Source organism: Paraburkholderia sp. WS6 (assembly GCF_030464835.1).
Lineage (GTDB): Bacteria > Pseudomonadota > Gammaproteobacteria > Burkholderiales > Burkholderiaceae > Paraburkholderia > Paraburkholderia madseniana.
In genome coordinates, this window is sequence record NZ_JALQCK010000007.1 from 50,743 (window position 1) to 72,046 (window position 21,304).

Genomic DNA, 21,304 nt, shown 5'->3' on the forward strand with positions numbered 1-21,304 from the left:
ATCAGACCGCCGGCCGCGGCGATGCAGAAGGCGAGGGCACCAGCGCCACACCCATCATCGCTTCGGGTGTGACGAGCGCGGCAAGTTCTGCTTCGCTCATGCCTTCGGTGCCGGCGGGTCGCTCCGGGATGACGAACCAGCGGATTTGCGCGCTGCTGTCCCATACCTTGACTTCCGTATCGTCCGAAACTGGCACGCCGAATTCCTTCAGCACGGCGCGCGGTTCGCGCACGCCGCGTGCGCGAAACACCGGGTCCTTGTACCAGTAGGGCGGCAGACCGAGCACCGGCCAGGGATAGCAGGAGCAGAGCGTGCAGATGATGAGGTTGTGAACGCCGTCGCCGTTGGCGACGGCGGCCATGTGTTCGCCTTCCGCGCCTTCCATGCCGGCCGGGAAGTCCATTTCCGCAATCGCCTTCGGTGTGTCTTCGACAAGGCGTTCCCTGAACGCCGGATCGATCCACGCGCGCGCCACAATTTTCGCGCCATTGAACGGGCCAGCCATCGTTTCGAAATGACTGAGCACGGTATCGACGGAGTCGCTACCCAGCACGCCTTTCTCGATCAGAAGCGCTTCGAGCGCCCGTACCTTGGCCGCGCTGGCGGCCTCGCGCTCGTCGTCGTATTTGAAAAGTTCGCTCATGTTAGTTCCGTACCAGATGATGGGTGTAGAGATTCAGTTCGATGCATCGAGATACGCTTCGTATAGATCGGCGTAGATCGTCGTGTTCGGCTCGCTCTTGTCCTTGCCCCAGATGTCCTCGGCCTCGAATGCAACGCGATAGACGGGCATTGGCTCGCCGATGCCGTCGGGCCCGGTTGAAACGAAGTAGGAGTAGGCACCTGGATAGACGAGGTCGATCACACCGCGCTTGTTGCGCAGGTAGCCCGGCAAACGCGTGTGATCGACGGCGGCCGGATCGGCAATGCATACCCCGGCACCGGGTTCGAAACGCGGTGTCTCCTTCAGTGCGTTCAGCCCCGAATCGCCTTTTGCGAGGTAGTCGTTGATCTGCGAGGCAATTGCCGGATTCGGCTGTGCAGGCAGCGGCGCATCTGGATGGGCGCGGTAATGCGCGGTCTTCTGCGCGAGTTCGTCGGCCGATACATAACCCTGATCGACGAAGAATTGCGTGATCCCCATCAGCCACTTTTCGTAGTACCGGTATTTGAAGTATTCGAACGGCTGCATGCCTTCGGCGCCGGTGCGCAGCGACGCCCAGGTCCACGTATTCCTGAACGTGCTAGGCAGCGTCGCCACCGGGTACTTTGGCCGCGCGTCCGACAGATGCGTGCTTTCCGCCATCATCACCGTATGAATGCCGAAAATGCGCTTCTCCCATGGTTCGACGAAAACCCGTGTCTCGACATTGACGGGTCCGAGGTTTTCGAGCCCGCCAAGGCTGTGCTGTAGTTTCATGGTGTGCGGTTCCTGAAGTGTGAGGTCAGTTGAGTTGAGGCTGAGGCTTGTGGCTCAGTGCTTCGCCGAACGCTTCGGAGACGATGCCGAAGACGGCGCCGGTGACGAGTGCGGCGGCGGCCACCAACGCGGGGTTCTGGATGCCGACCGTGGTGATTGCCTTACCGGTGGCGACCGTGGTGCCGACTGTCGAAGCGAAGCCCCACACGACGGCGGGCAGCACATTGAGTAGCTTCAGTTTCGACACCTGTACCATCGCCGCACTCCCGACACCGACGCAAATCGCTACGGCGAGCGGCGCCGGGCCGGTATTGGCGATCGCCAACAGCGAGAGCGACGCGATGGCCAGCCCGGCGAGGTTCGATGCGACGCTCTGCATGAAGCCGCGCGGGCCGCCGCCGACCACGAAGAACGACGCCCACGCGATAAACGTGACCCACACCGGGACCGGAAACACCGTTGCCGTGATGTAGGTGTCGACGACGGCGAGCACGCCGATACTGACGGTAAGCGCATCAGTCTTCTTCATTGCAGACTCCTTGAGGTAAGTGCGGCTAGTGGATACAGCTGAGAAACGATTCGCGTAGTTGCGGAAAATCCAGATTGCGGCCGATGAACACGAGCTTGTTCTCGCGCGGCTCGTCCTTCAGCCATGCGCGTCCGGGTTCGGCTTCCAGCAACATATGCACGCTATGGAAATGGAACTGCCGCGCTTCGGCGTGGAAGTTGAGGACCCCTTTCATCCGCATCAGTTGCTGGCCTTGCTGCTGCACGAGTTCATTGATCCAACGGTTAAAGCGTGTCGCATGGAGGTCGCCCTTTTCGACCAGCGCGCACGATTGAATCGACGTGTCGTGTTCGTGGTCGTGAGCGCCCTCGTCGAGCAGATCGGGCTCGATCGCGAGCAGCGTGGGGAGCGAGAAGCGACGCATACCCAGCAGAGCGTCCGCGCGGATTTGCGAACGGGTCGACGTGATGATGGCGGCGGTTGGATTCAATGAACGGATTGTTTGTTCGATAGCGGTTAGCGCGTCTTTCGTGATCAGGTCGAGCTTGTTGATCAGAATGACGTCGGCGAAGGCAACCTGCTCGCGCGCAATGTCGTCTTGGAGTTGTCGGCGCAGATGCAGTGCGTCGACCACAGTGACGACCGATTCGAGATCCACGGATTCGCGCAGGTCGGGATCGGCGAGGAACGTTTGCAGGACCGGTGCCGGATCGGCCAGTCCGGATGTCTCGACGATCAGGCGCTGCATGGGTGCCGCGCCGGTCTGTGGGCGCGCCAGCAGCGCTTTCACACTGCCGACGAGGTCCGCGCGCACCGTGCAGCACACGCAGCCGTTATTGATTTCGACCAGCGTCCGTTCTTCGGCGACGATTAGTTGCCCGTCGATGCCGACTTCGCCGAATTCGTTGACGACCACGCCGATTGATCCCGGCGCGCGTTGCTGCAGCAACTGATTGACGAGGGTGGTTTTACCCGCGCCGAGAAACCCGGAGATGATGGTGACGGGAAGCTTGCGCGGTGTGGGTGTGCGATTCATGAGAGAGTCCGTTGCTGATCGAGGCTGACTCAATAGAGCGAGTACCAGGCCTGTCGCCGTCATCCGTCTGTGCCGGAAATCAGCTTGTCCCGAATGAACTGAAAATGTGGCGGTTTTTGTCCGATAGGGAAAATGAGGACAAAATGGCACGAAGATGCAGCATGAATTCGATGCCAAGCGCTGGTGCAGATGTGGGATTCGATGCGCCGCGACGGTGCGGAATGCTCCGTGAATATGCAGTGCAGTGCGGTGGAGTGGGGGGGAGGTAAGGAGAGGGCGGCGTTGCGAGGATGGCTCGCGGATTACGAGTGAAGTTATCCCTTTCAGCAATGCCGAATTAAATAGTAATGCAAATCGTGTATCGCAGCGACACGACCATGAAGCCGATTTTCCAGCTGGCGCGTGGCGCCGATGAGCTGGTTGCGCGGGCGCCAGGCATTCGTCTGACGCGTGATATTACCCAAACTAATGCCATACCTCGTCGCGGGCGGAAACGCCATCGACGACTAAAGCCAGGGAAAGCGCGATTTCTTTCTGCGCGTTGCGGTGGTGCTCGACTCCGCACGAGTGAAGGCGTGCCCGGTGGCGAGTTTGGAGATGAAGGCAGCGAGGAAGTACATGAATGGAGGGTTCCGGTTTAAATATCTGGTCTATGTGAGAAGCGGCCTGTCGGTAGGTCACTTCATCGTGCTGTAAGCAGTGCCTCTCAAATGGCGGGCACCACGGTTTTCCGTGAAGCCCAGTTCCACAAAGTCGAATTGTCCTTTGCGGAAGCGGAGCGCTGGTTGACGTGCATGCAGCCGTCCGCAGTCAAAGATGAGGCTCGCTTCGCGACAGCCTGAGACGGACTTGGCTATGCCGGGTGGCTGGCGGCGCTGCTTTTTACGCCGTGACGATATACTCTATCAAAAAAATAAGTCGTCAGGTGAAGATGTATTTGTCAAATGATAGGCACGGGAGAGTCGCGAAGGCCGAGCCAAAGGATGTTGCGGAATCCGGTTGCGGGGCCGGGGAAACTCGGGCCCCGGTCAAGCGGCCGGTGAAAAGGCGCCGCAGCGCTTGCCGCGTGTCGAGTGTCCGGCACGCGTGCTGGCCAAGGCTGCCGAATATTTCGCGGAGCACGGGCTGAACGCGCAAACCCGCGCGATTGAGTAGAGAAATTCATCTGATTAAATGGCTGGAAAGGTACGACGAAACGGCCGACTGTACTCAGCAGGTCTGCGCCATCGACAGGTAAAAAAATTTTCGGAAAACGTATGTCGTCAGTTGACGATTTATTTTCTCGAAGATATCTTCGCGTCTCAAGAGGTAGCCGAACCAGCGGCTACGCCACGTGAGAACAGCGCCGCGCAGGCGGTCGGAGCGAACCATGAGTAAGGTCAATAGATTCGGGAACGGTCGTCGTCGATTTCTACAGTTGTCGGCGGGCGCTGGGCTCGCTGCTTCCGGTTTGATGGGCGGGATGTCACGGGCCTTCGCTGCCGACAGCGTGAATCTCCATACCTGGTCGGCGGGCGTCGATACGGTGAAGCGCATGCTCGTGCCGTTTCAAAAGGAATCTGGACTAAACGTCAACTACAACAACCTCCCATTCGCACAGTATCGCGAGGCGATGGTGACGAAGTTCGTCGGCCAGGCGCCGATCGACGTGCTGTGGGTGTCCGACGGCTGGCTGCCCGAGTGGGCCGACGCGGGCTGGCTTGCGCCGCTCGACGGCTATCCGCAACTGCTCAAGTACAACGGCGAAGTGCAGGACTTCTGCACCCAATCGATGCGCTACAAGGGTCGTCAGTACGGTCTTACGTACTACACCGACTACATGGCGTTTCTGTACGACGCGGACAAGCTCGCAAAGGCAGGCATCGCGGCGCCTCCTGCAACGTGGGACGAACTGGTCGCGCAATCGCTGAAGATCAAGAATGCGGGTCTCTCGCAATACCCGCTGATGCTGTCGATGGCACGCGAAAGCTGGCTGATCGAGTTCATGTCTTCGCTGGTGTTTTCCAACGGCGGCCGCTTTGTCGACGACAGCGGCAAGGCAGTGATGGACGATCCGAAGCACGGCGCGGTCTCTTCGCTGCAATGGGTCGCCGATGCGGTCAACAAGCACCACATCGTTTCGCCCGCCTGCGTCGAACTGGGAGAATTGAACGGCTTCAAGGCCGTGGCGTCGGGCAATCACGCGTTCGCGCTGTTGCCTCGCTACCGGGTTCAGGCGCTCAACGATCCGCGCCAGTCGCGTGTCGCGGGCCATATCAAACAGGCACTGATGCCGGCCGGCCCGAATGGTTCGCACGCCACGGTTGCGTGGATGCGCATGCACGCGATGAGCGCTGCCGCCGGCGCCAACAAGACGCGGGCCGCCGAGGCGACGCGCCTCATCGAAGCGTTCGGCGGACGATTCGACGGCCAGTATGCGTTCCAGAAAGCGATGTTCCTGGATACCGGCACGGCATTCGGCGTGAAGCCGCTCTTTAACGACCCGGAAGTCCGCACCGCGTATGAAAAGTACGGCGATTTCTCGATGTTTCAGAAGCAGCAGGATCTGGCCCGCAAGAAGGATGTGATCACGCGCTGGTTCGGGGAATGGGACGAGACCAACGGTTCGGCATGGCAAGCGGCGATCCTCGGTCAATCGAGCGTAGCCGACGCACTGAAACAGTCCGCGCAGAAGTGGACCGCGTTGAGCAAAGCCTGAGGTCGATATGAGCGTTCAAGCCCTGGGCCGCCGCTGGCTTGCCAGACATTCCGTGGCGCCTTCCGATCAGCGTAGCGCAATGCTGCTGCTGACGCCGATGATGCTGGTGCTGCTCGCAGTCGCCGTGTTTCCGGTGCTTTACTCGTTCTGGACTAGCCTGTTCGACATTCATTTGACGCGTATGAACAGCGTGTCGTTCGTCGGCCTGGGCAACTACTTCCAGACCTTCCGGGACCCGATGTTCTGGGCTGCGGTAGAGCGTACCGCGTGGTTCACCGTCGTGTCGGTCCTCGCGATCATGGTTATCGCGACGCTGATGGCGCTATTGCTGAATCAGGAGTTTCGCGGCCGGCGCATCCTGTCGACCGCCTTGCTGATTCCATGGGCTATTCCGTATGTGGTCGACGGTCTGATGTGGAAGTGGATCTACGACTCAGGGTACGGCGCGCTCAACGGACTGCTGTTGCAGCTTGGCGTGATTGGCCAGTACATGGTGTGGCTGGGTGACACGCACAAGACGCTGGCGCTGATCTGCAACGCATTCGTATGGAAGGAAGTACCGCTCGCGACTATCCTGCTGCTGGTGACGATGAAGTCTATTCCGTCGGACCTGTACGCGGCGGCGCGGGTAGACGGCGCCAACCTGTGGAGCCGGTTCGTGCACGTGACGCTGCCGGCAATGCGTCCCGGCTTCATGCTCGTGATGATCTACGAAGCGATGATGGCCGTGCGCCACTTCGACCTCTTCTTCATTCTGACCGAGGGCGGTCCGGCCGACGCGTCTCACGTGCTCTCCTGGCACATCTACGTCGAGACGTTCCGCAACCTGTCATTCGGTACCGGTGCGGCGGTCGCGTATGTGCTCGCGCTTGCCACGTTTGCGATGTCGTACGCCATCATTCGCCTACTCGGCAAGAGGCTCTAAGCGATGTCATCTGCTCTCTTTGTCAAACGCCTGGCGCTGCTGGCCGGTTCAATTGTGATGTTGCTGTATGTGCTGGCGCCGGTTGCGTGGCTGCTGTCGTCTTCTCTGCAGCGCGAAGCGGATATCACGTCCATTCCGCCACACTGGATTCCCCATCCGCCGACGCTGTCCAGCTTCAAGGCGATCGTCGCGGCGAGCACCGGCACAGCGTCGGACGACGGCAACGCCGCGTTCATTCCGTCCACCGCGCAGTACCTGTTGCCGGCGCTGCGCAATAGCCTCGTGGTTGCCGCTGCGGTGGTGTTGCTGAACCTGCTCGTCAGCGTTCCCGCCGCTTATGCGATGGCGAAGATCCGTTATATCGGCCGCGATCTGTCGGTGTATTTCATGCTGGCTACCCGCGTGATTCCCGATATTGCACTCGTCGTGCCGTTCTTTCTGTTCGTGCGCAAGCTCGGCCTGCTCGACAGCGTCGGATCGCTGATCATCACTTATCTCGCGATTACGGTGCCGTTCAGTGTTTTCATGTTGCTCAGCTATTTCGAATCGCTACCGGACGAGCTCGACAAGGCGGCTCGGGTCGACGGCTGCTCGCGGATTCAGGCTTTGCTGAAGGTGTTTTTGCCGCTCGCGGTGCCGTCGCTCGTCGCCGTCATCATGTTCACGTTCCTGACTAGCTGGAACGAGTTCCTGTTCGCTTTGATGTTTACGCAAACCGCCGCGTCGCAGACCGTCCCGATCATCGTCGCGTCGTTCACATCGGATTTCACGACGAGCTTTTCGTTCATCAACGCAGCCGGCGTGGTCGCGATTGTGCCGCCAGTGATCATCGCCGTGGTGTTCGAGCGTTACATCGTGTCTGGTCTGACTGCCGGCGCGGTAAAGGGATAAAGGGAAAGGTCATGGCTCAAATCGAATTTCGGCAAGTGGGAAAGAAGTATGCAAACGGGCATGTCGCATTGGACAACCTGAATCTGCAGATCAAGGACAAGGAGTTTCTCGTTCTGCTCGGACCGTCCGGCTGCGGCAAATCGACGACGCTCAACATGATCGCCGGACTGGAAGAGGTCACTGAGGGCAGCTTGCGGTTCGACGACGTCGAAGTAAATGGCTTGCCGGCGCACCGGCGCGATGTGGCGATGGTGTTTCAAAGCTACGCGCTGTATCCGCACAAGAACGTGTACGACAACATCGCATTCGGCCTGCGGATGCGCAAATATCCGCAACAGGAGATCGATGCGCGAGTGCGCGCGGCCGCGCAGTCGCTTGAAATCGAGCATCTGCTGGACCGGCGGCCCGGGCAACTGTCGGGTGGGCAGCGCCAGCGGGTCGCACTCGGCCGCGCAATGGTGCGCCAGCCCGCGGTCTTTCTGATGGACGAACCGTTGTCGAACCTCGACGCGGCGCTGCGCGTGTCGATGCGCGCGAGCATCAAGGCACTGCATCAGTCGATGCAGACGACCTTCGTGTACGTGACGCACGATCAGGCCGAAGCGCTGACGCTCGCCGACCGCATCGTCGTGATGCGCCAGGGCATCGTGCAACAGATCGGCTCGCCCGACGACATCTACGAACGGCCAGCCAATAAATTCGTCGCCAATTTCCTCGGCAGCCCGCCGATCAACTTTATCGACGGCGTGCTGATGCAAGGCGACCACGGTTTGCATTTTCGCAGCGGCGATCTTGCGCTCGCCCTCGATGAAGAGACGCAACGCCTGCTCGCAGGATGCAGTGGCCGGGCAGTGTCGGCCGGCATTCGTGCCGAGGACATCGACGAGCATGGCGACTCGACCGATTGTTCGCTGACAGGCGACATCGCCTCGTTGCTGCCGGTTGGCTCCGATCAGTTTATCGGCCTGCAATGTCTGGGGCAGTCGATGTTTTTTCGTGTTGGCAAGGAGCGTTCCTGCAAGGTTGGCGAACGCGTGTCCCTGTCGATAAACCGCCGCCGTCTGCACCTTTTCGATCAGGCGAGCGGCGTGAACCTGAAGGCGCAGAACGCATGAAACCCGCGGTATTCTCGTATCACCGGCCTCACACGCTTAAAGATGCGCTGTCGCTGCTCGCGCTGCACGGCTTCGACGCCAAAGTCATCGCGGGAGGGCAAAGCCTCGCGCCGATGATGAACATGCGCTTTGCGCAGCCGGCGCATCTGATCGACCTCAACGCGTTGCCGCAACTCAGCGGCGTGACGCTTACGGGTGATTCGCTATCCATTGGCGCGATGACGCGTCATCACGAGGTGGCCACCAGCAGCACGGTGCGCGCCGCTTGCCCGCTGCTCGCGGAAGCGGCCGCGACCATTGGGCACTACGCGATCCGCCAGCGCGGCACGCTTGGGGGCAGCCTTGCGCATGCGGATCCTGCTGCGCAAATGCCGCTCATCGCGAGCACGCTGGGTGCGCGCATCGAGATTGCCGGACCGGACGGCAGCCGCGAGGTGCCGGCCACAGCGTTCCTGATTGCGGTGATGACGACCGATCTCGCCGCTGAAGAAATCATTCGAGCCGTGCATTTCCCGGTTGCACGCGCGGGCGAGCGGCACGCATTTGAAGTCTTTAGCAGGCGGCACGGCGACTTCGCGATTGCGGCTTGCGCACTCACCGCCGTGCTCGACGGCAACAGATTCTCCAGCCTGCGCATTGGACTCGGCGGCGTGGCGGATTCACCGCTCGTGCTGAACGAACTTGCTGCGGACTTCGTCGGTGCACCAGTCGATGCACCGACGCTGGCTGCAATCGCCGACGCGGTGGCCGGCGCTATCGATCCGTACGATCAACCGGACATCAGCGCCGCTTACCGGCGCGATCTCGTCAAGGCGCTCACGGCGCGCGCGTTGCAACGCGCGACGCAGTCGGCCAACGCGACCTCGAAGTGAGTCATGGAAAAGAAAACGATTTATCTCAATGTGAACGGCACCCGTCACGAAGTGCATTGCGAGCCTCGCAAGCTCCTTTCCGATACGCTTCGTGAAGACTGCCGTCTGACCGGCACGCACGTCGGCTGCGAGCACGGCGTATGCGGCGCATGCACGGTGCTGATCGACGGGCGTCCGGCGCGCTCGTGCCTCGCGTACGCTGTTCAGATGGACGAAGTGCAGATCACCACGATCGAAGCTGTCGCGCAGGACGGCCGCCTCTCTCCGCTGCAGCAGGCGATGCACGAATGTCATGGCCTGCAGTGCGGTTTTTGCACGCCCGGCATCGTGATGACCTTCGAGGCTTATCTGCGCGAGCACCCAAGCCCATCCGAGGCCGAGGTGCGCGAGGCGCTTTCCGGCAACCTTTGCCGCTGCACCGGGTACCAGAACATCGTGCGGGCGATCCTGCGCGCGGCCGCGCGGATGCGGGGGGAGAGCGTCGATGTCTGAGCAGACGTTTCGCTACCTCAACAAGGCTGTGCCGCGCACCGAAGATTATCGCTTGCTGACGGGCTATGGCCGCTATCTCGACGATATCGAAATCGCGGGCGCCCTGCATGTGAGCTTCGTGCGCTCGCCGCATGCGCATGCGCGGATCGTTTCAGTGGATACCGAGGCGGCTGCCGGCATGCCTGGTGTCGTGACCGTCGTCACCGGACGGGAGTTGGCGCAGTGGACCACGCCGATGCGTGTCGCTGCGCCGGTTGAAGGCTTGTTGCCGGTCGAGTTCGCGACGATGCCGACCGACATCGTGCGCTTTCAGGGCGATCTTGTGGCCTGCGTGGTCGCCACCGACCGGTACCTCGCGGAAGATGCGGCGGAGCAGGTCATGGTCGAGTTCGAGCCGTTGCCTGTGGTGACCGATATGTGGCAGGCGCTCGAAGCCGATGCTGCGCAAGTCGACCCCGGGGTGCCCGGCAACCTGGTGTCGCACCAGACGTACTCGAACGGCGACCCGCATAGCGTGAGCAAGCACGCTTACCGCGTGGTCGAGGCGACCTTTCAGCAGCAGCGGCAGACCCATGTGCCCATTGAAACGCGCGGTTGCGCAGCAGTCTGGGACGCCGGGCGCGACCACCTGACGTTCCACATCGGAACCCAGGTGCCGCATCCTTTGCGCACTCAGCTCGCGCAACGGCTCAGACTCAGCGAGTCGCAGGTGACGGTGATTTCGCCCGACGTCGGCGGTTCGTTCGGTCAGAAAATCGCCTTGTACCGTGAAGAGCTGACCGTCGCTGCACTCGCGCGTCATCTGAAGCGGCCGGTGCGCTGGCGTGAAGACCGTCTCGAGAATCTGACCGCAGCGGCCAATTCGCGCGAAGACTTCTGCCGCACGCGCGCCGCGGTGGATGAGCACGGTACGCTGCTCGCGCTCGATCTGGAGATCCGCGAAGACTTCGGCGCGTATTGCTTCTTTCCGGCGAACTATCTCGCGCGCGTCGTCGCGATGGTGTTGAGCGGACCGTACCGGCTGCAGCACTACGCATTCGACGTGAAGGTCGTGCTGAGTCACAAATGCGGCAATGCACCCATGCGCGCGCCGATGTCCATCACCAGTTGGGTCATGGAAGGCACGATGGAAGCGATTGCGCGCGAACTGAAGCTGGATCCGGTCGACGTGCGCCGCCGCAATCTGTTGACGCCGGAAGAACTGCCGTACCGCACGGCCACCGGCGAATTGCTGGCCGACATCACGCCGTCGCAGACCTTTGAGGCGGTGCTGGCGGCCTTCGACTACGACGCGTTTCGCGCGCGCCAGCAGGCGGCGCGGGCGGCCGGCCGCTATCTTGGGCTTGGCCTGTGCAATGTGGTCGAGCCGACGACGTACGGTTCGCGCTTTTATAAATCGGCCGGCATTCCGGGTTCGGGACACGAGGCAAGCTGGATCCGTATCGAGCCGAGTGGTGTCGTGAACGCGTCGGTGGGTCTCGGCCCCAGCGGACAGGGCTATGAAAGCGCGATGGCCAATGCGGTGGCCGAAGGCCTGGGTGTGCATCCGTCGAGCGTGCGTATTCATCTGGGCCACACCGATATTGCGCCATACGGAATGGGCAGCCGCGGCGCCCGCAGCGGCACGGCGGGCGGCGGCGCGCTTTATTTGTGCGCGCTCGATGCACGCCGCAAGGTGCTCGCAATTGCCGCCGGCCGTCTCGACCTGGCCGATAGCGACTCGCTGCGCCTTGTCGATGCGCGCGTCGAGCGCCGTAGCGGCGACACGTGGGTCGACGCGGGTCTAACGCTCGCCGACGTGGCGCGGAGTGCCTATATGGATCCTACTTCGCTGCCGCAGGGCCTCACGCCTGGACTCGAGTTTCACCTGACCTACGATCCGCCGCCGATGACCTACTCGAATTCGACGCACGGATGCGAGATCGAGTTGGACGTGGCCACCGGTGCGATCCATTTTGCGCGTTACGTGATCGCCGAAGACTGCGGCACGCTGCTCAATCCCATCGTTGTGACAGGGCAGCAACATGGCGCGGTGGCGATGGGATTGTCCGGTGCGCTGTTCGAGCATACGCGCTACGACGAAACGGGACAGAACGTGACGGGTTCGCTTGCCGACTACCTGATCGCCACTTCGACCGAATTACCCAATTTCGAAATCATCCCATTGCATACGCCTAGCCGCGCGACGGCGGCGGGTATCAAAGGGATGGCCGAAGGCGGCGTGATGGGCGCGCTCGGCGCCCTGACCAACGCCGTGAACGACGCGCTAGCGCCATTCGGCGTGGTCGCCGACCGTCATCCTTTGACTCCCATGCTGTTGCGCGACCTGTTGCGCGACAAACTCTGACCGGATCAAACAATTATGAATCAATCTGCAAGCAAACCCGCTGTCGGCTTTATCGGCCTCGGCATCATGGGCGCCTCGATGGCGGCGCGACTCGCCGCAGCCGGCTATCCGCTGCACGTCTATAACCGTACGCGTGCGAAGGCCGAGCCGCTCATCGAGGCAGGCGCATCCTGGCACGCCACCCCGAAGGCGCTCGCTGAAGCATCGGACGTGGTCATCACGATCGTCGGCATGCCTGACGACGTGCGCGCGCTGTACCTCGGCGACGACGGTCTGATCATGAACGCGCGGCGCGATGCCGTGCTGATCGACATGACGACCTCGAGCCCGCAACTGGCCGAAGAGCTAGCCGCACACGCTGCAACCAGCGGCGTGCACACGCTGGACGCACCGGTTTCAGGCGGCGATGTCGGCGCGCGCGAGGGACGGCTGTCCATCATGGTGGGCGGCGCGGCCGACGTGCTCGCGCGCGTCGAGCCGATGCTGCGTTGCCTCGGCACCAACATCGTGCTGCAAGGCGGGCCGGGCGCGGGTCAGCACACCAAGCTGTGCAACCAGATCGTGATCGCATCGACGATGCTAGGCGTGTGCGAAGGCCTGGCCTATGCGCACAGCGCCGGACTGGATGCGCAGACCGTACTGAGCGCGATCGGCGGCGGCGCGGCTGGCGGCTTCCAGTTGAATAACATGGGGCCGCGCATCGCGAAGGGCGATTTCGCGCCCGGCTTCTTTATCGAGCATTTCATCAAGGACATGCGGATTGCGCATGAGGAAGCCGCTCACATGCGACGTGAATTGCCGGGTCTGGATCTGGTGCGCGGCCTTTATCAGAAGCTCGCCGAGCAAGGTTTTACGCGCAACGGTACCCAGGCGCTTTTCAAACTCTACGAGCGCTGAGGAGCGGCGATGAAGCTAGCTGATCAATGCATTCTCCCCGCACGACCCGAGACCGTGTGGCGTGCGCTGAACGACCCTGCCGTGCTCGAGGCGTGTCTACCCGGGTGTAAATCGCTCGCCATGCTGGACGAGCGGCATTTCGAATCGACCGTGCAGATTCGCGTGGGTCCGGTGGCGGCGACCTTCAAGAGCAATGTGGAGCTGTCGGATCTCGATCCGCCCAGGGCTTACACGATTGTCGGCACGGGCAACGCGGGCGCAGTTGGTTTTGCGAAAGTCACCGCGCGCGTGCAACTCGAATTGGAGGCCGAGACGACCGTGCTCATGTACGACGCGGATGTCGAAATCGGTGGAAAGCTAATGAGCGTGGGGTCCCGCCTGATTCAGTCCGCAGCGGGCAAGAATCTCGATGCCTTCTTCGGCGCGCTGAAGGCGCACATCGAAAAGGAGGCGGCGCCCGCGGACTCCATGCAAGTCATCGAGCCCGCGCCGCACGCACAGCCGGACGATGCGCCGCTGACCGGAGGCGTGCAACGTCAGCCGCACGGCGAGACGAAGCCGTCCATCGTCACGCCCAAACCCGACCCGACAACGGGTCTGCGGGTCTGGCTGGTCGGCGCAGGTTCGGGTCTGCTCGGTTTGTTGGTGGGATTTTTGATTGGGCACGCGGCCTGACGGTCCGCGTTGCGATGGCAACCTTGTTCGTTCTGTAGTTCAGCGTTTGACCAGATTCAATATTTCATTCGACAGGAATTCTCGTGAGTAAAAAAATAGTTGTCCTACTGGCATTGACCTGCCTTGCGGAGGCAGCTCAGGCGCAAAGCAGCGTGACCCTCTACGGCGTCGCCGACGATGGCATTACCTACACCAACAATCAGGGCGGACATGCCAATTACCAGACCTTCAGCGGTGGTATGGGCGGAAGCAAGTTCGGCCTGCTGGGCAGCGAGGATCTAGGCGGCGGCACGAGCGCAATCTTCCAGCTCGAGAGCGGCTATGACGTAAACAGCGGCAAGCTCGGCTATAACGGCCGGCTGTTCGGCCGTCAGTCATATGTGGGCCTATCCGGCAACTACGGCAGCGTGCGCCTTGGGCGGCAGTATGACTTCATGGTGACCAATCTGCAGCCGCTGACTTCTTCGCTGGCGTTCGGCGGCTCGCTGTCGTCGCATGCGGGCGACGTGGACGGGATCTGGGGCACGTATCCCGTCAGCAACACGCTGAAGTACGTGAGCCCGACGTATCACGGCATCACGGCGGGCGCACTCTATAGCTTTGGTGGCGTGGCGGGTTCGGTCGGCGACTCGCGGCAGTACGGCTTCGGCCTGAGCTATGCGAACGGTCCGCTGAAGCTGGCGGCCGCCTATCTCTATGTGAACAACCCGGCAGTGACGCGATTCGACGGCACCACGGGTGCGACAGCCGGCCAGGCGTTTACGAATCCTGTAACGAACCCGATTTATAGCGGCTACGCGACCGCGCACAGCATGCAGACGCTCGGAGTAGGCGGCAACTATCAGTTCGGCGCCACGAAGCTGGGCGCGCTTTACACCAACACGCGCTTCAGCAACGCAGTAGCGACCACCAGTACCTCGTTCCAGGGTTCCGCGACACTCGACTCGTACGAAGCGTTCGTCAGTCATAGCTTTACACCTGCTGTCATGGCGGGTCTGACCTACGACTACACGTCGTCACCGCATGCGCACTACAACCAGGTGGCGGCGGGTTCCGAGTATTCATTTTCCAAACGTACTTTCACTTACCTGATCGTTGCGTGGCAACGCGCCAGCGGCGTCGATTCGACGGGACACGCTGCGGTAGCCGATCTGACTTATCTGTCACCCTCGTCGACGCCGAATCAGGTCGCGGTGCGCGTGGGTATCCGACACAGCTTCTAACTTGCAGTGGAGTGCAGGTCTGCCGGCGGCGTGACAGTGTGCTCGGTGGTCGTTGTTTTGTGAGCGTTTGAATTGCAACAGGAGGCAATCATGTTGGTGGAAATGCGTACGTACCAGATTACGGCAGGAAAGGTGGGTGAGTTTCTGCAAATCTACGAGCGCGAGGGGCTCGAGATCATCAGTCAGTACGCACGACTCAAGGGCTGCTGGACTAAAGACTCGGGCACGTTGAATTCGGTCGTGTTCTGCTGGCGCTATGACGACTACGCACATCGCGCCGCGCAGCGCGCGAAGCTCGCAGCGGATCCGCGTTGGCAAGCTTTCACGCCTCGCATCCTGCCATACCTGGTGCATCAGGAATCGGTGTTCCTTGCGCCAGTGCCGTTTTGCCCGGCTGACTGAAGCAGCGGAAGTAGTGAAGCTCTCTGATCACCGGGCGTGCGATGGTACTTGCTGCGCCGCGGTCTGTTTGTGAGGTAATCAATGATTGAAGCTGATTTGGTCGACAAGATGGTGACGTGGCGTCGTGCACTGCATGCGCATCCCGAGACCGCGTTCGAAGAAGTCTCGACGGCACGGCTGGTGGCATCGGCGCTGCGCGACTACGGTTTTGAAGTGACCGAGGGCGTCGGCAAAACCGGTGTGGTCGGCACGCTGCGGAGGGGGAGCGGTCCTGCGCTCGGATTGCGTGCGGATATGGATGCGCTGCCGATGGTGGAGTACAACGAATTCGAGCACCGTTCGCAACAGCGCGGGAAAATGCACGCGTGCGGTCACGACGGCCACACCGCGATGTTGCTGGGCGCCGCCGCTTCGTTAAGCCGCGATACCGGTTGGCACGGTACGGTGCACCTGATCTTCCAGCCCGCCGAAGAGGTGGCGGGCGGCGGACGCGTCATGGTCGAAGATGGACTCTTCGAGCGTTTCCCGTGTGACGCGGTATTCGGTCTGCACAACTGGCCTGGCTTGCCGCTCGGCCATTTCGCGATCAACCGCGGCGCGATGATGGCCTCGTTCGATACCTTCGAGATTCTGGTGGACGGCAAAGGCTCGCACGCCGCAATGCCGGAAGAGGGGATCGATGCGCTGGTTTGCGCGAGCCATGTCGTAATCGCGCTGCAGACTATCGTGAGCCGGCGCATCTCGCCGAAAGAAGCATGCGTCGTTAGCGTCACGCAGGTCCATGGCGGCGAGGCCTGGAATGTGTTGCCCGATCGCGCTGTGATTCGCGGCACCGTACGCTGCTTCGATGCCAATGTGCAGGAGCGCGTACGGAGCCTGCTGGATGAAATCGGCACGCTGACCGCGCAGGCGCATGGCGCGAAAGCGACGCTGTCTTACCACTACGGCTATCCGGCAACGATCAATGCGCCGGCTGAAGCCGACGTCGCGCTCGATGCGGCGCGCGCAACGGTCGGCGCGGCGAAGGTGACGTTGGGCTGCAAGCCGTCGATGGCCTCGGAAGACTTCGCGTTCATGGCGCAGGCGAGGCCAGGTGCGTATGTCTGGATGGGCGTCGACGGGCCCGAGCCTGGCGCTCCGCTTCACAACCCGCACTACGACTTCAACGACGACGCATTGGCTACCGGTGCGTCGTATTGGGTGAACGTCGTGAGGGCGTTTGGCGTTGCGCGCGTGTGAAGCCTCACGGCTGTCCTGTGCGACTGCGTGGTCTGTAAGGGCCTCGCGGCGCCGACCCCTTAAAACACTATGACTTCCCGTGAGGCAGAGGCTGGCGCGCCTGCTGCGACGCGGACTCGATCGTCACTTCGCCGTGCAGCAGGAACGTTGCCAATTCCGGCGCGCCCGGTTGAGCATCGGTCACCAGGGTCCAGTCTCGCTCGAGTGGTGTCCAGTGCTGCTGGCTCGCGCGATCCAGTTTGTGCGACGTCACCAGCACGAAGATGTTGGCCGCCTGCCTGATGATGCATTCCTTCAGATAGGCCTGCTCGGCGGTCGCCTCACAGAGCCCACGGCCGGCGACTACGCCGTCCGCGCCCAGAAAGGCTTTGTCGACGGACAGGCGGTTCAAGGCGATCTGCGCGAGCGGCCCGAGTGTGCTCATGCTCGAGGGCCGTAGGTCGCCGCCGATCAGTGTGACCGGCACGTCACTCGATGCAAGCAGGCCGATTGCCAGCAGGTTGTTGGTGACCACGCGAATGTCGCGGCGGCCGGCCAGCAGCCGGGCCAGTGCGGCGGTGGTGGTGCCGCCGTCGAGAAAGATGGTGTCGCCGTCCTGAACGTGGCTCACCGCCGCCTGCGCGATCGCATCCTTTTGCTCGCGGAAGCTTTCGCGCCGCAGATCGAGCGACTCCTCGGGTTCGTGAATCCCGACCGAGGCGGCCGCGCCCCCGTACGTGCGCACGATGAGCCGTTCGTCGGCGAGCGCACGCAGGTCGCGACGCACGGTTGCTTCGGACATGCCGAAATGCTCGCACAGGGCGCCTACGTCGTTCATGCCGGACAGGACGGCCTTCAGCATCGCCTCGCGGCGGTTTGTAACTTTCATGGTGATAGAGGGTAAGGGGTCGTCCGAATGGTGCGCGCAATAGAAAGGAAAGGCGTCAACGGGCGTAAGTGTAATCAAACCAGTTGCCGGGGCAACGCCGCGGACGGGGCGCGCTGCAACCGCGGCGTCGTCACGGTATGCAAGTGTTTTAGCCTATTTTGATCGATTCGATCAAATTCGACGCGTGTCCCGCCTGGAACGGTTCGTTGTCGCAAATTTATTAACCCCACGACTTGCCGGTGATCGGATTGCGCACAGTCGGTTCGTCACGTACACTCTGAATGACCGAATCAGTCAATTAATATGATTGTATCGATCATTTTCAAACAGGAGACAATGATGGCCCAACTTCCTATCAAGCGCGCGATCGAACGCGTTCCGGGCGGGATGATGATCGTCCCGCTGCTGTTCGGCGCAATGATCGCCACCTTCTTGCCGGACATGCCGAAGTTCTTCGGCTCGTTCACGAACGCGCTGTTTACCGGCGCGTTGCCGATTCTCGCCGTGTTCTATGTGTGCATGGGCTCGTCGATCGATGTAAAGGCGACGCCCTATCTGCTGAAAAAGGGCGGGGCGCTGTTCGCGGCGAAGGTTGGGTCGGCGATTCTGGTGGGTGTCGTGTTGGGCCACTTTTTGGGCGAGCAGCCGGTTTCGTCCGGACTGTTCGCGGGAATGTCGACGCTGGCGGTGGTCGCCGCGATGAACGACACGAACGGTGGCCTGTACATGGCGTTGATGGGTCAATATGGCAAGTCTGAAGACGTCGGCGCTTACACGATCATGTCGCTCGAATCCGGCCCGTTCCTTACGATGGTCACGCTCGGCGTGGCCGGGCTGTCGGCGTTTCCGTGGCAGACGCTGGTCGGCAGCATCCTGCCGCTCGCGGCCGGCATGCTGCTCGGCAATCTGGACCGTGAGATGCGCAGCTTTCTCGGCCGCGCTGTGCCTGTGATGATTCCGTTTTTCGCCTTGGCGCTGGGCGCGAGCCTCGACCTGCACAAAGTATGGCAGGCCGGCTTGCTCGGCATGGGCCTCGGCGTCGCGGTGGTGATCGTGACGGGCATTCCCCTCTATCTGACCGATCGCCTGACCGGCGGCACGGGTGTCGCAGGCGTGGCGGCAGCCAACACGGCAGGCAACGGAGCGGCTGTGCCGGCGCTGATCGCGGCGGCCAACCCGGTCTATGCAGAGGCCGCGAAAAGCGCGACCTTGCTGGTCGCCTCATGCGTCGTCGTGACTGCGATCGTGTCGCCGATCCTCACTGCGGCCGTCGCAAAGCGGGCCGGCAAGCGTGCCGACGCCAGCCGCGCTGCTGCATTGGGGGCGACCAGGTGAGCAACACCAGCATTCTGATCATCGCCGACGACCTGTCCGGGGCCGCCGACTGCGCGATTGCGTTTGCGGGCGCGGGGCGCAGTACGGCGGTCACGCTGAATGCGTCGCGCGCGATGGGCGCGGCGGAGGTGATCGCGGTGGACACCGACTCGCGCCGCATGTCCCCGGCCGAAGCAGCTCACTGCACCCGCGCCGCGTGGCTGGTGCAGCGCGCGCCAGGGCGACGTCTGTACAAGAAAATCGATTCGACCTTGCGCGGCAACTGGGCCACGGAAGTGGCCGCGTTGCAGCCGCTCGCGGGCCTTGCCATTGTCGCCGCGGCCTTTCCTGCAACCGGGCGCACGGTGCGTGAGGGCCGCGTATTCGTGCGCGGCGTGCCGCTCGAAAACACGGAAACGTGGAAGCTCGAACACGCCGCGCGTTCCGCAGACCTCAACGCCATGGTCGAGGCGGTCGGCTTGCGCACCGCACCGTTGGGTGTCGACGCGCTGCGTGGCGATCCCGCAGCGTTGCGCGATGCCATTTCCGTGGTGGCGAGCAGCGGTGCACAGGCGCTCATCGTCGATGCGGAAACGGATGCGGATTTGAGGGCCCTCGCGCAGGCGACGGCGTCGATGGGCAAAGCTCTGTTCTGGGTGGGCTCAGGCGGTTTGGCTCGCGAACTGGCGTCGCTGAGCGATCTGTTCGATGTTGCCACGGAAGCAGCACAAGACGCGCCGCCGAAGTCGGAGCAGCAGAGAGGCGCGATCCTGATTCTGGTGGGCAGCCTGTCGGCCGTCTCGGAACAGCAATGCGCGATGCTGCGCGAGCGTGCGGGCGTTGGCGAGCTGATCGTGCCGCCGGTCGTGCTGCGTGCGGGCGAGCTTCATCTGGAGTGGGCGGCCTGGCAAGCGCGCGTCGGCGCACATCTGAGCGAGCACACCGACTTGCTGGTGCGAATTGGTCGCGACGATCTGTTCGATCCCGCCGAGGGCGCCCAATTGTCGGCAGCGCTCGCTTCGCTCGTCGCACCGTTTTTCACGCATCTGAGCGGCTTGATCGCGACTGGCGGCGAAACCGCGCGCGCGATGCTCGGTACAACCGGTATCGACAGCCTGCAATTGCTTTCGGAAATCGAGCCGGGCGTGGCGGTGGGACGCCCGCACGGCAACCCGCGCCTCACCGTCGTCACCAAAGCCGGCGCCTTTGGCAGCGAGCACGCGCTGTATGGCGCCTACCTTCATCTGCGGGGCACACCGGAGTTCGCCGATAGCGAGTCCGGATCGGCGCACCCGGGCGGCACAACGACATCTTCACCGGCTCGCGAAACGAACCAACGTCATTCAGGCAAAACATCATGAGCAACTATCTTCCAGTCATCGGCATCACGATGGGCGACGCAACGGGCGTGGGTCCGGAAATCGTCGTCAAGAGCTTGACGCACGAGTCCGTTTACCGGCAGTGCCGCCCGCTTGTCATCGGCGATGCGGCGCGCCTTGAGCAGGCCAGCCGGATTGTCGGCGGCAGCACGAAAGTGCGCCGCATCGCGAAGCCGGCGGATGCGCAATATGAACGCGGCACCATCGACTGCATCGACCTCGCGCTGATTCCCGCCGACTTGCCTTTCGGCGCGTTGTCGGCGCTCGCAGGCGACGCCGCGTATCAGTACGTCGCGCGCGCCGTCGAACTCGCGAAAGCCGACGAGATCGATGCGATCTGCACGGCGCCGCTGAACAAGGAAGCGTTGCACGCTGGCGGTCACAAGTACCCCGGCCACACCGAAATGCTCGCGCACCTCACGGGCATCGAGGAAGTGTCGATGATGCTGGTCGCACCGAAACTGCGCGTGATTCACGTGACGACCCACATCGGCATTATCGATGCGATCCGCAAGATCGAACCGGGCCTCGTGCAGCGCACGATCGAGCGAGGTCATGCGACGCTGGTGAAGGCGGGCATCGCCAATCCGCGCATCGCCGTGTGCGGCATCAACCCGCATGCCGGCGAAAACGGCCTGTTCGGTTATGGCGAGGAAGAGGAAAAGATCGTTCCAGCCGTGCAGGTCTTGCGTGAACGCGGCTGGGACATCGAGGGCCCGCTCCCTGCCGACACGCTGTTCTTCCGTGCGGGACGTGGCGACTTCGATCTGGTGGTGGCGATGTACCACGATCAGGGCCACGGTCCGGTCAAGGTGCTCGGCCTCGAAGCCGGCGTCAACGTGACGGTCGGCCTCGATGTGATCCGTACCTCGGTCGATCACGGCACTGCGTTCGATATTGCAGGCAAAGGCATCGCTGACGAACGCAGCCTGCTCGAAGCACTGCGTCAAGGCGCCGAACTCGCGACACGCCGCGCCTGACGCGGCTTGAAATCGATGTATGC

General features: G+C 62.3%; 20 protein-coding genes. 15 read left to right on the top strand and 5 right to left on the bottom strand.

Annotated features, from left to right (window positions below; all coding sequences use genetic code 11):
- Window position 1: 1 nt before the first annotated feature.
- The 4 genes from nthA to M0D64_RS10775 are packed head-to-tail and all read right to left on the bottom strand — an operon-like array spanning window position 2 to window position 2,964.
- Window positions 2–643 carry a nitrile hydratase subunit alpha gene (nthA, locus tag M0D64_RS10760; RefSeq protein ID WP_266257625.1) on the bottom strand — a complete coding sequence of 214 codons (642 nt, stop codon included), beginning with the start codon at window positions 641–643 and terminating at the stop codon, window positions 2–4.
- A 33-nt stretch (window positions 644–676) separates the two neighbouring features.
- Window positions 677–1,420 carry a nitrile hydratase subunit beta gene (nthB, locus tag M0D64_RS10765; RefSeq protein ID WP_266257627.1) on the bottom strand — a complete coding sequence of 248 codons (744 nt, stop codon included), beginning with the start codon at window positions 1,418–1,420 and terminating at the stop codon, window positions 677–679.
- Window positions 1,421–1,445: 25 nt separating this feature from the next.
- Window positions 1,446–1,949 carry a DUF1097 domain-containing protein gene (locus M0D64_RS10770; RefSeq protein WP_266257629.1) on the bottom strand — a complete coding sequence of 168 codons (504 nt, stop codon included), beginning with the start codon at window positions 1,947–1,949 and terminating at the stop codon, window positions 1,446–1,448.
- Between the two features lie 25 nt (window positions 1,950–1,974).
- Window positions 1,975–2,964, bottom strand: a complete 990-nt coding sequence (locus M0D64_RS10775) for a GTP-binding protein (RefSeq protein ID WP_266236875.1) — start codon at window positions 2,962–2,964, stop codon at window positions 1,975–1,977.
- A gap of 1,369 nt (window positions 2,965–4,333) precedes the next feature.
- Between M0D64_RS10775 and M0D64_RS10780 the strand changes: the two genes are divergently transcribed.
- The 12 genes from M0D64_RS10780 to M0D64_RS10835 all read left to right on the top strand — a co-directional run bounded on the left by M0D64_RS10780 (window position 4,334) and on the right by M0D64_RS10835 (window position 16,740).
- A complete protein-coding gene (locus tag M0D64_RS10780) occupies window positions 4,334–5,662 on the top strand; it encodes an extracellular solute-binding protein (RefSeq protein ID WP_266257630.1) in 1,329 nt (442 codons plus the stop codon).
- Window positions 5,663–5,669: 7 nt separating this feature from the next.
- On the top strand, window positions 5,670–6,587 hold the full coding sequence (locus tag M0D64_RS10785; protein WP_266257631.1) for a carbohydrate ABC transporter permease: 918 nt from the start codon (window positions 5,670–5,672) through the stop codon (window positions 6,585–6,587).
- Between the two features lie 3 nt (window positions 6,588–6,590).
- A complete protein-coding gene (locus M0D64_RS10790) occupies window positions 6,591–7,478 on the top strand; it encodes a carbohydrate ABC transporter permease (protein WP_266257632.1) in 888 nt (295 codons plus the stop codon).
- Window positions 7,479–7,489: 11 nt separating this feature from the next.
- Entirely contained in the window at window positions 7,490–8,593 is a 1,104-nt protein-coding gene (locus M0D64_RS10795; RefSeq protein WP_266257633.1) for an ABC transporter ATP-binding protein, read from the top strand.
- Complete coding sequence (locus M0D64_RS10800; protein WP_266257634.1) at window positions 8,590–9,465, top strand: xanthine dehydrogenase family protein subunit M; 876 nt, start codon at window positions 8,590–8,592, stop codon at window positions 9,463–9,465. The genes M0D64_RS10795 and M0D64_RS10800 overlap by 4 nt, the downstream gene beginning before the upstream one ends.
- A gap of 3 nt (window positions 9,466–9,468) precedes the next feature.
- On the top strand, window positions 9,469–9,957 hold the full coding sequence (locus M0D64_RS10805) for a (2Fe-2S)-binding protein (RefSeq protein WP_266257635.1): 489 nt from the start codon (window positions 9,469–9,471) through the stop codon (window positions 9,955–9,957).
- Window positions 9,950–12,304, top strand: a complete 2,355-nt coding sequence (locus M0D64_RS10810; protein ID WP_266257636.1) for a xanthine dehydrogenase family protein molybdopterin-binding subunit — start codon at window positions 9,950–9,952, stop codon at window positions 12,302–12,304. Before M0D64_RS10805 ends, M0D64_RS10810 begins: the two co-directional genes overlap by 8 nt.
- Window positions 12,305–12,319: 15 nt before the next feature.
- Window positions 12,320–13,201, top strand: coding sequence for an NAD(P)-dependent oxidoreductase (locus M0D64_RS10815; RefSeq protein ID WP_266257637.1), 882 nt, complete (start codon window positions 12,320–12,322; stop codon window positions 13,199–13,201).
- Window positions 13,202–13,210: 9 nt separating this feature from the next.
- Complete coding sequence (locus M0D64_RS10820; RefSeq protein ID WP_266257638.1) at window positions 13,211–13,876, top strand: CoxG family protein; 666 nt, start codon at window positions 13,211–13,213, stop codon at window positions 13,874–13,876.
- Window positions 13,877–13,959: 83 nt separating this feature from the next.
- Window positions 13,960–15,099 carry a porin gene (locus M0D64_RS10825; RefSeq protein ID WP_266257639.1) on the top strand — a complete coding sequence of 380 codons (1,140 nt, stop codon included), beginning with the start codon at window positions 13,960–13,962 and terminating at the stop codon, window positions 15,097–15,099.
- A gap of 90 nt (window positions 15,100–15,189) precedes the next feature.
- Complete coding sequence (locus tag M0D64_RS10830; protein WP_154564962.1) at window positions 15,190–15,501, top strand: NIPSNAP family protein; 312 nt, start codon at window positions 15,190–15,192, stop codon at window positions 15,499–15,501.
- A gap of 81 nt (window positions 15,502–15,582) precedes the next feature.
- Entirely contained in the window at window positions 15,583–16,740 is a 1,158-nt protein-coding gene (locus M0D64_RS10835; RefSeq protein WP_266257641.1) for a M20 aminoacylase family protein, read from the top strand.
- Window positions 16,741–16,807: 67 nt separating this feature from the next.
- Here the strand turns inward: M0D64_RS10835 and M0D64_RS10840 are convergent, their stop codons facing one another.
- A complete protein-coding gene (locus tag M0D64_RS10840) occupies window positions 16,808–17,608 on the bottom strand; it encodes a DeoR/GlpR family DNA-binding transcription regulator (protein ID WP_266257643.1) in 801 nt (266 codons plus the stop codon).
- Between the two features lie 339 nt (window positions 17,609–17,947).
- On the opposite strand from M0D64_RS10840, the gene M0D64_RS10845 reads away from it, so the two are divergent.
- Genes M0D64_RS10845 through pdxA form a run of 3 tightly spaced genes read left to right on the top strand, consistent with a single transcriptional unit; the run spans window position 17,948 to window position 21,281 of the window.
- Window positions 17,948–18,943: a 2-keto-3-deoxygluconate permease gene (locus M0D64_RS10845; RefSeq protein ID WP_154564968.1), complete on the top strand. Its 996-nt coding sequence runs from the start codon at window positions 17,948–17,950 to the stop codon at window positions 18,941–18,943.
- Window positions 18,940–20,283, top strand: a complete 1,344-nt coding sequence (locus tag M0D64_RS10850) for a four-carbon acid sugar kinase family protein (RefSeq protein ID WP_266257644.1) — start codon at window positions 18,940–18,942, stop codon at window positions 20,281–20,283. Before M0D64_RS10845 ends, M0D64_RS10850 begins: the two co-directional genes overlap by 4 nt.
- A complete protein-coding gene (gene pdxA, locus M0D64_RS10855) occupies window positions 20,280–21,281 on the top strand; it encodes a 4-hydroxythreonine-4-phosphate dehydrogenase PdxA (RefSeq protein ID WP_266257645.1) in 1,002 nt (333 codons plus the stop codon). Before M0D64_RS10850 ends, pdxA begins: the two co-directional genes overlap by 4 nt.
- Window positions 21,282–21,304: the final 23 nt, after the last annotated feature.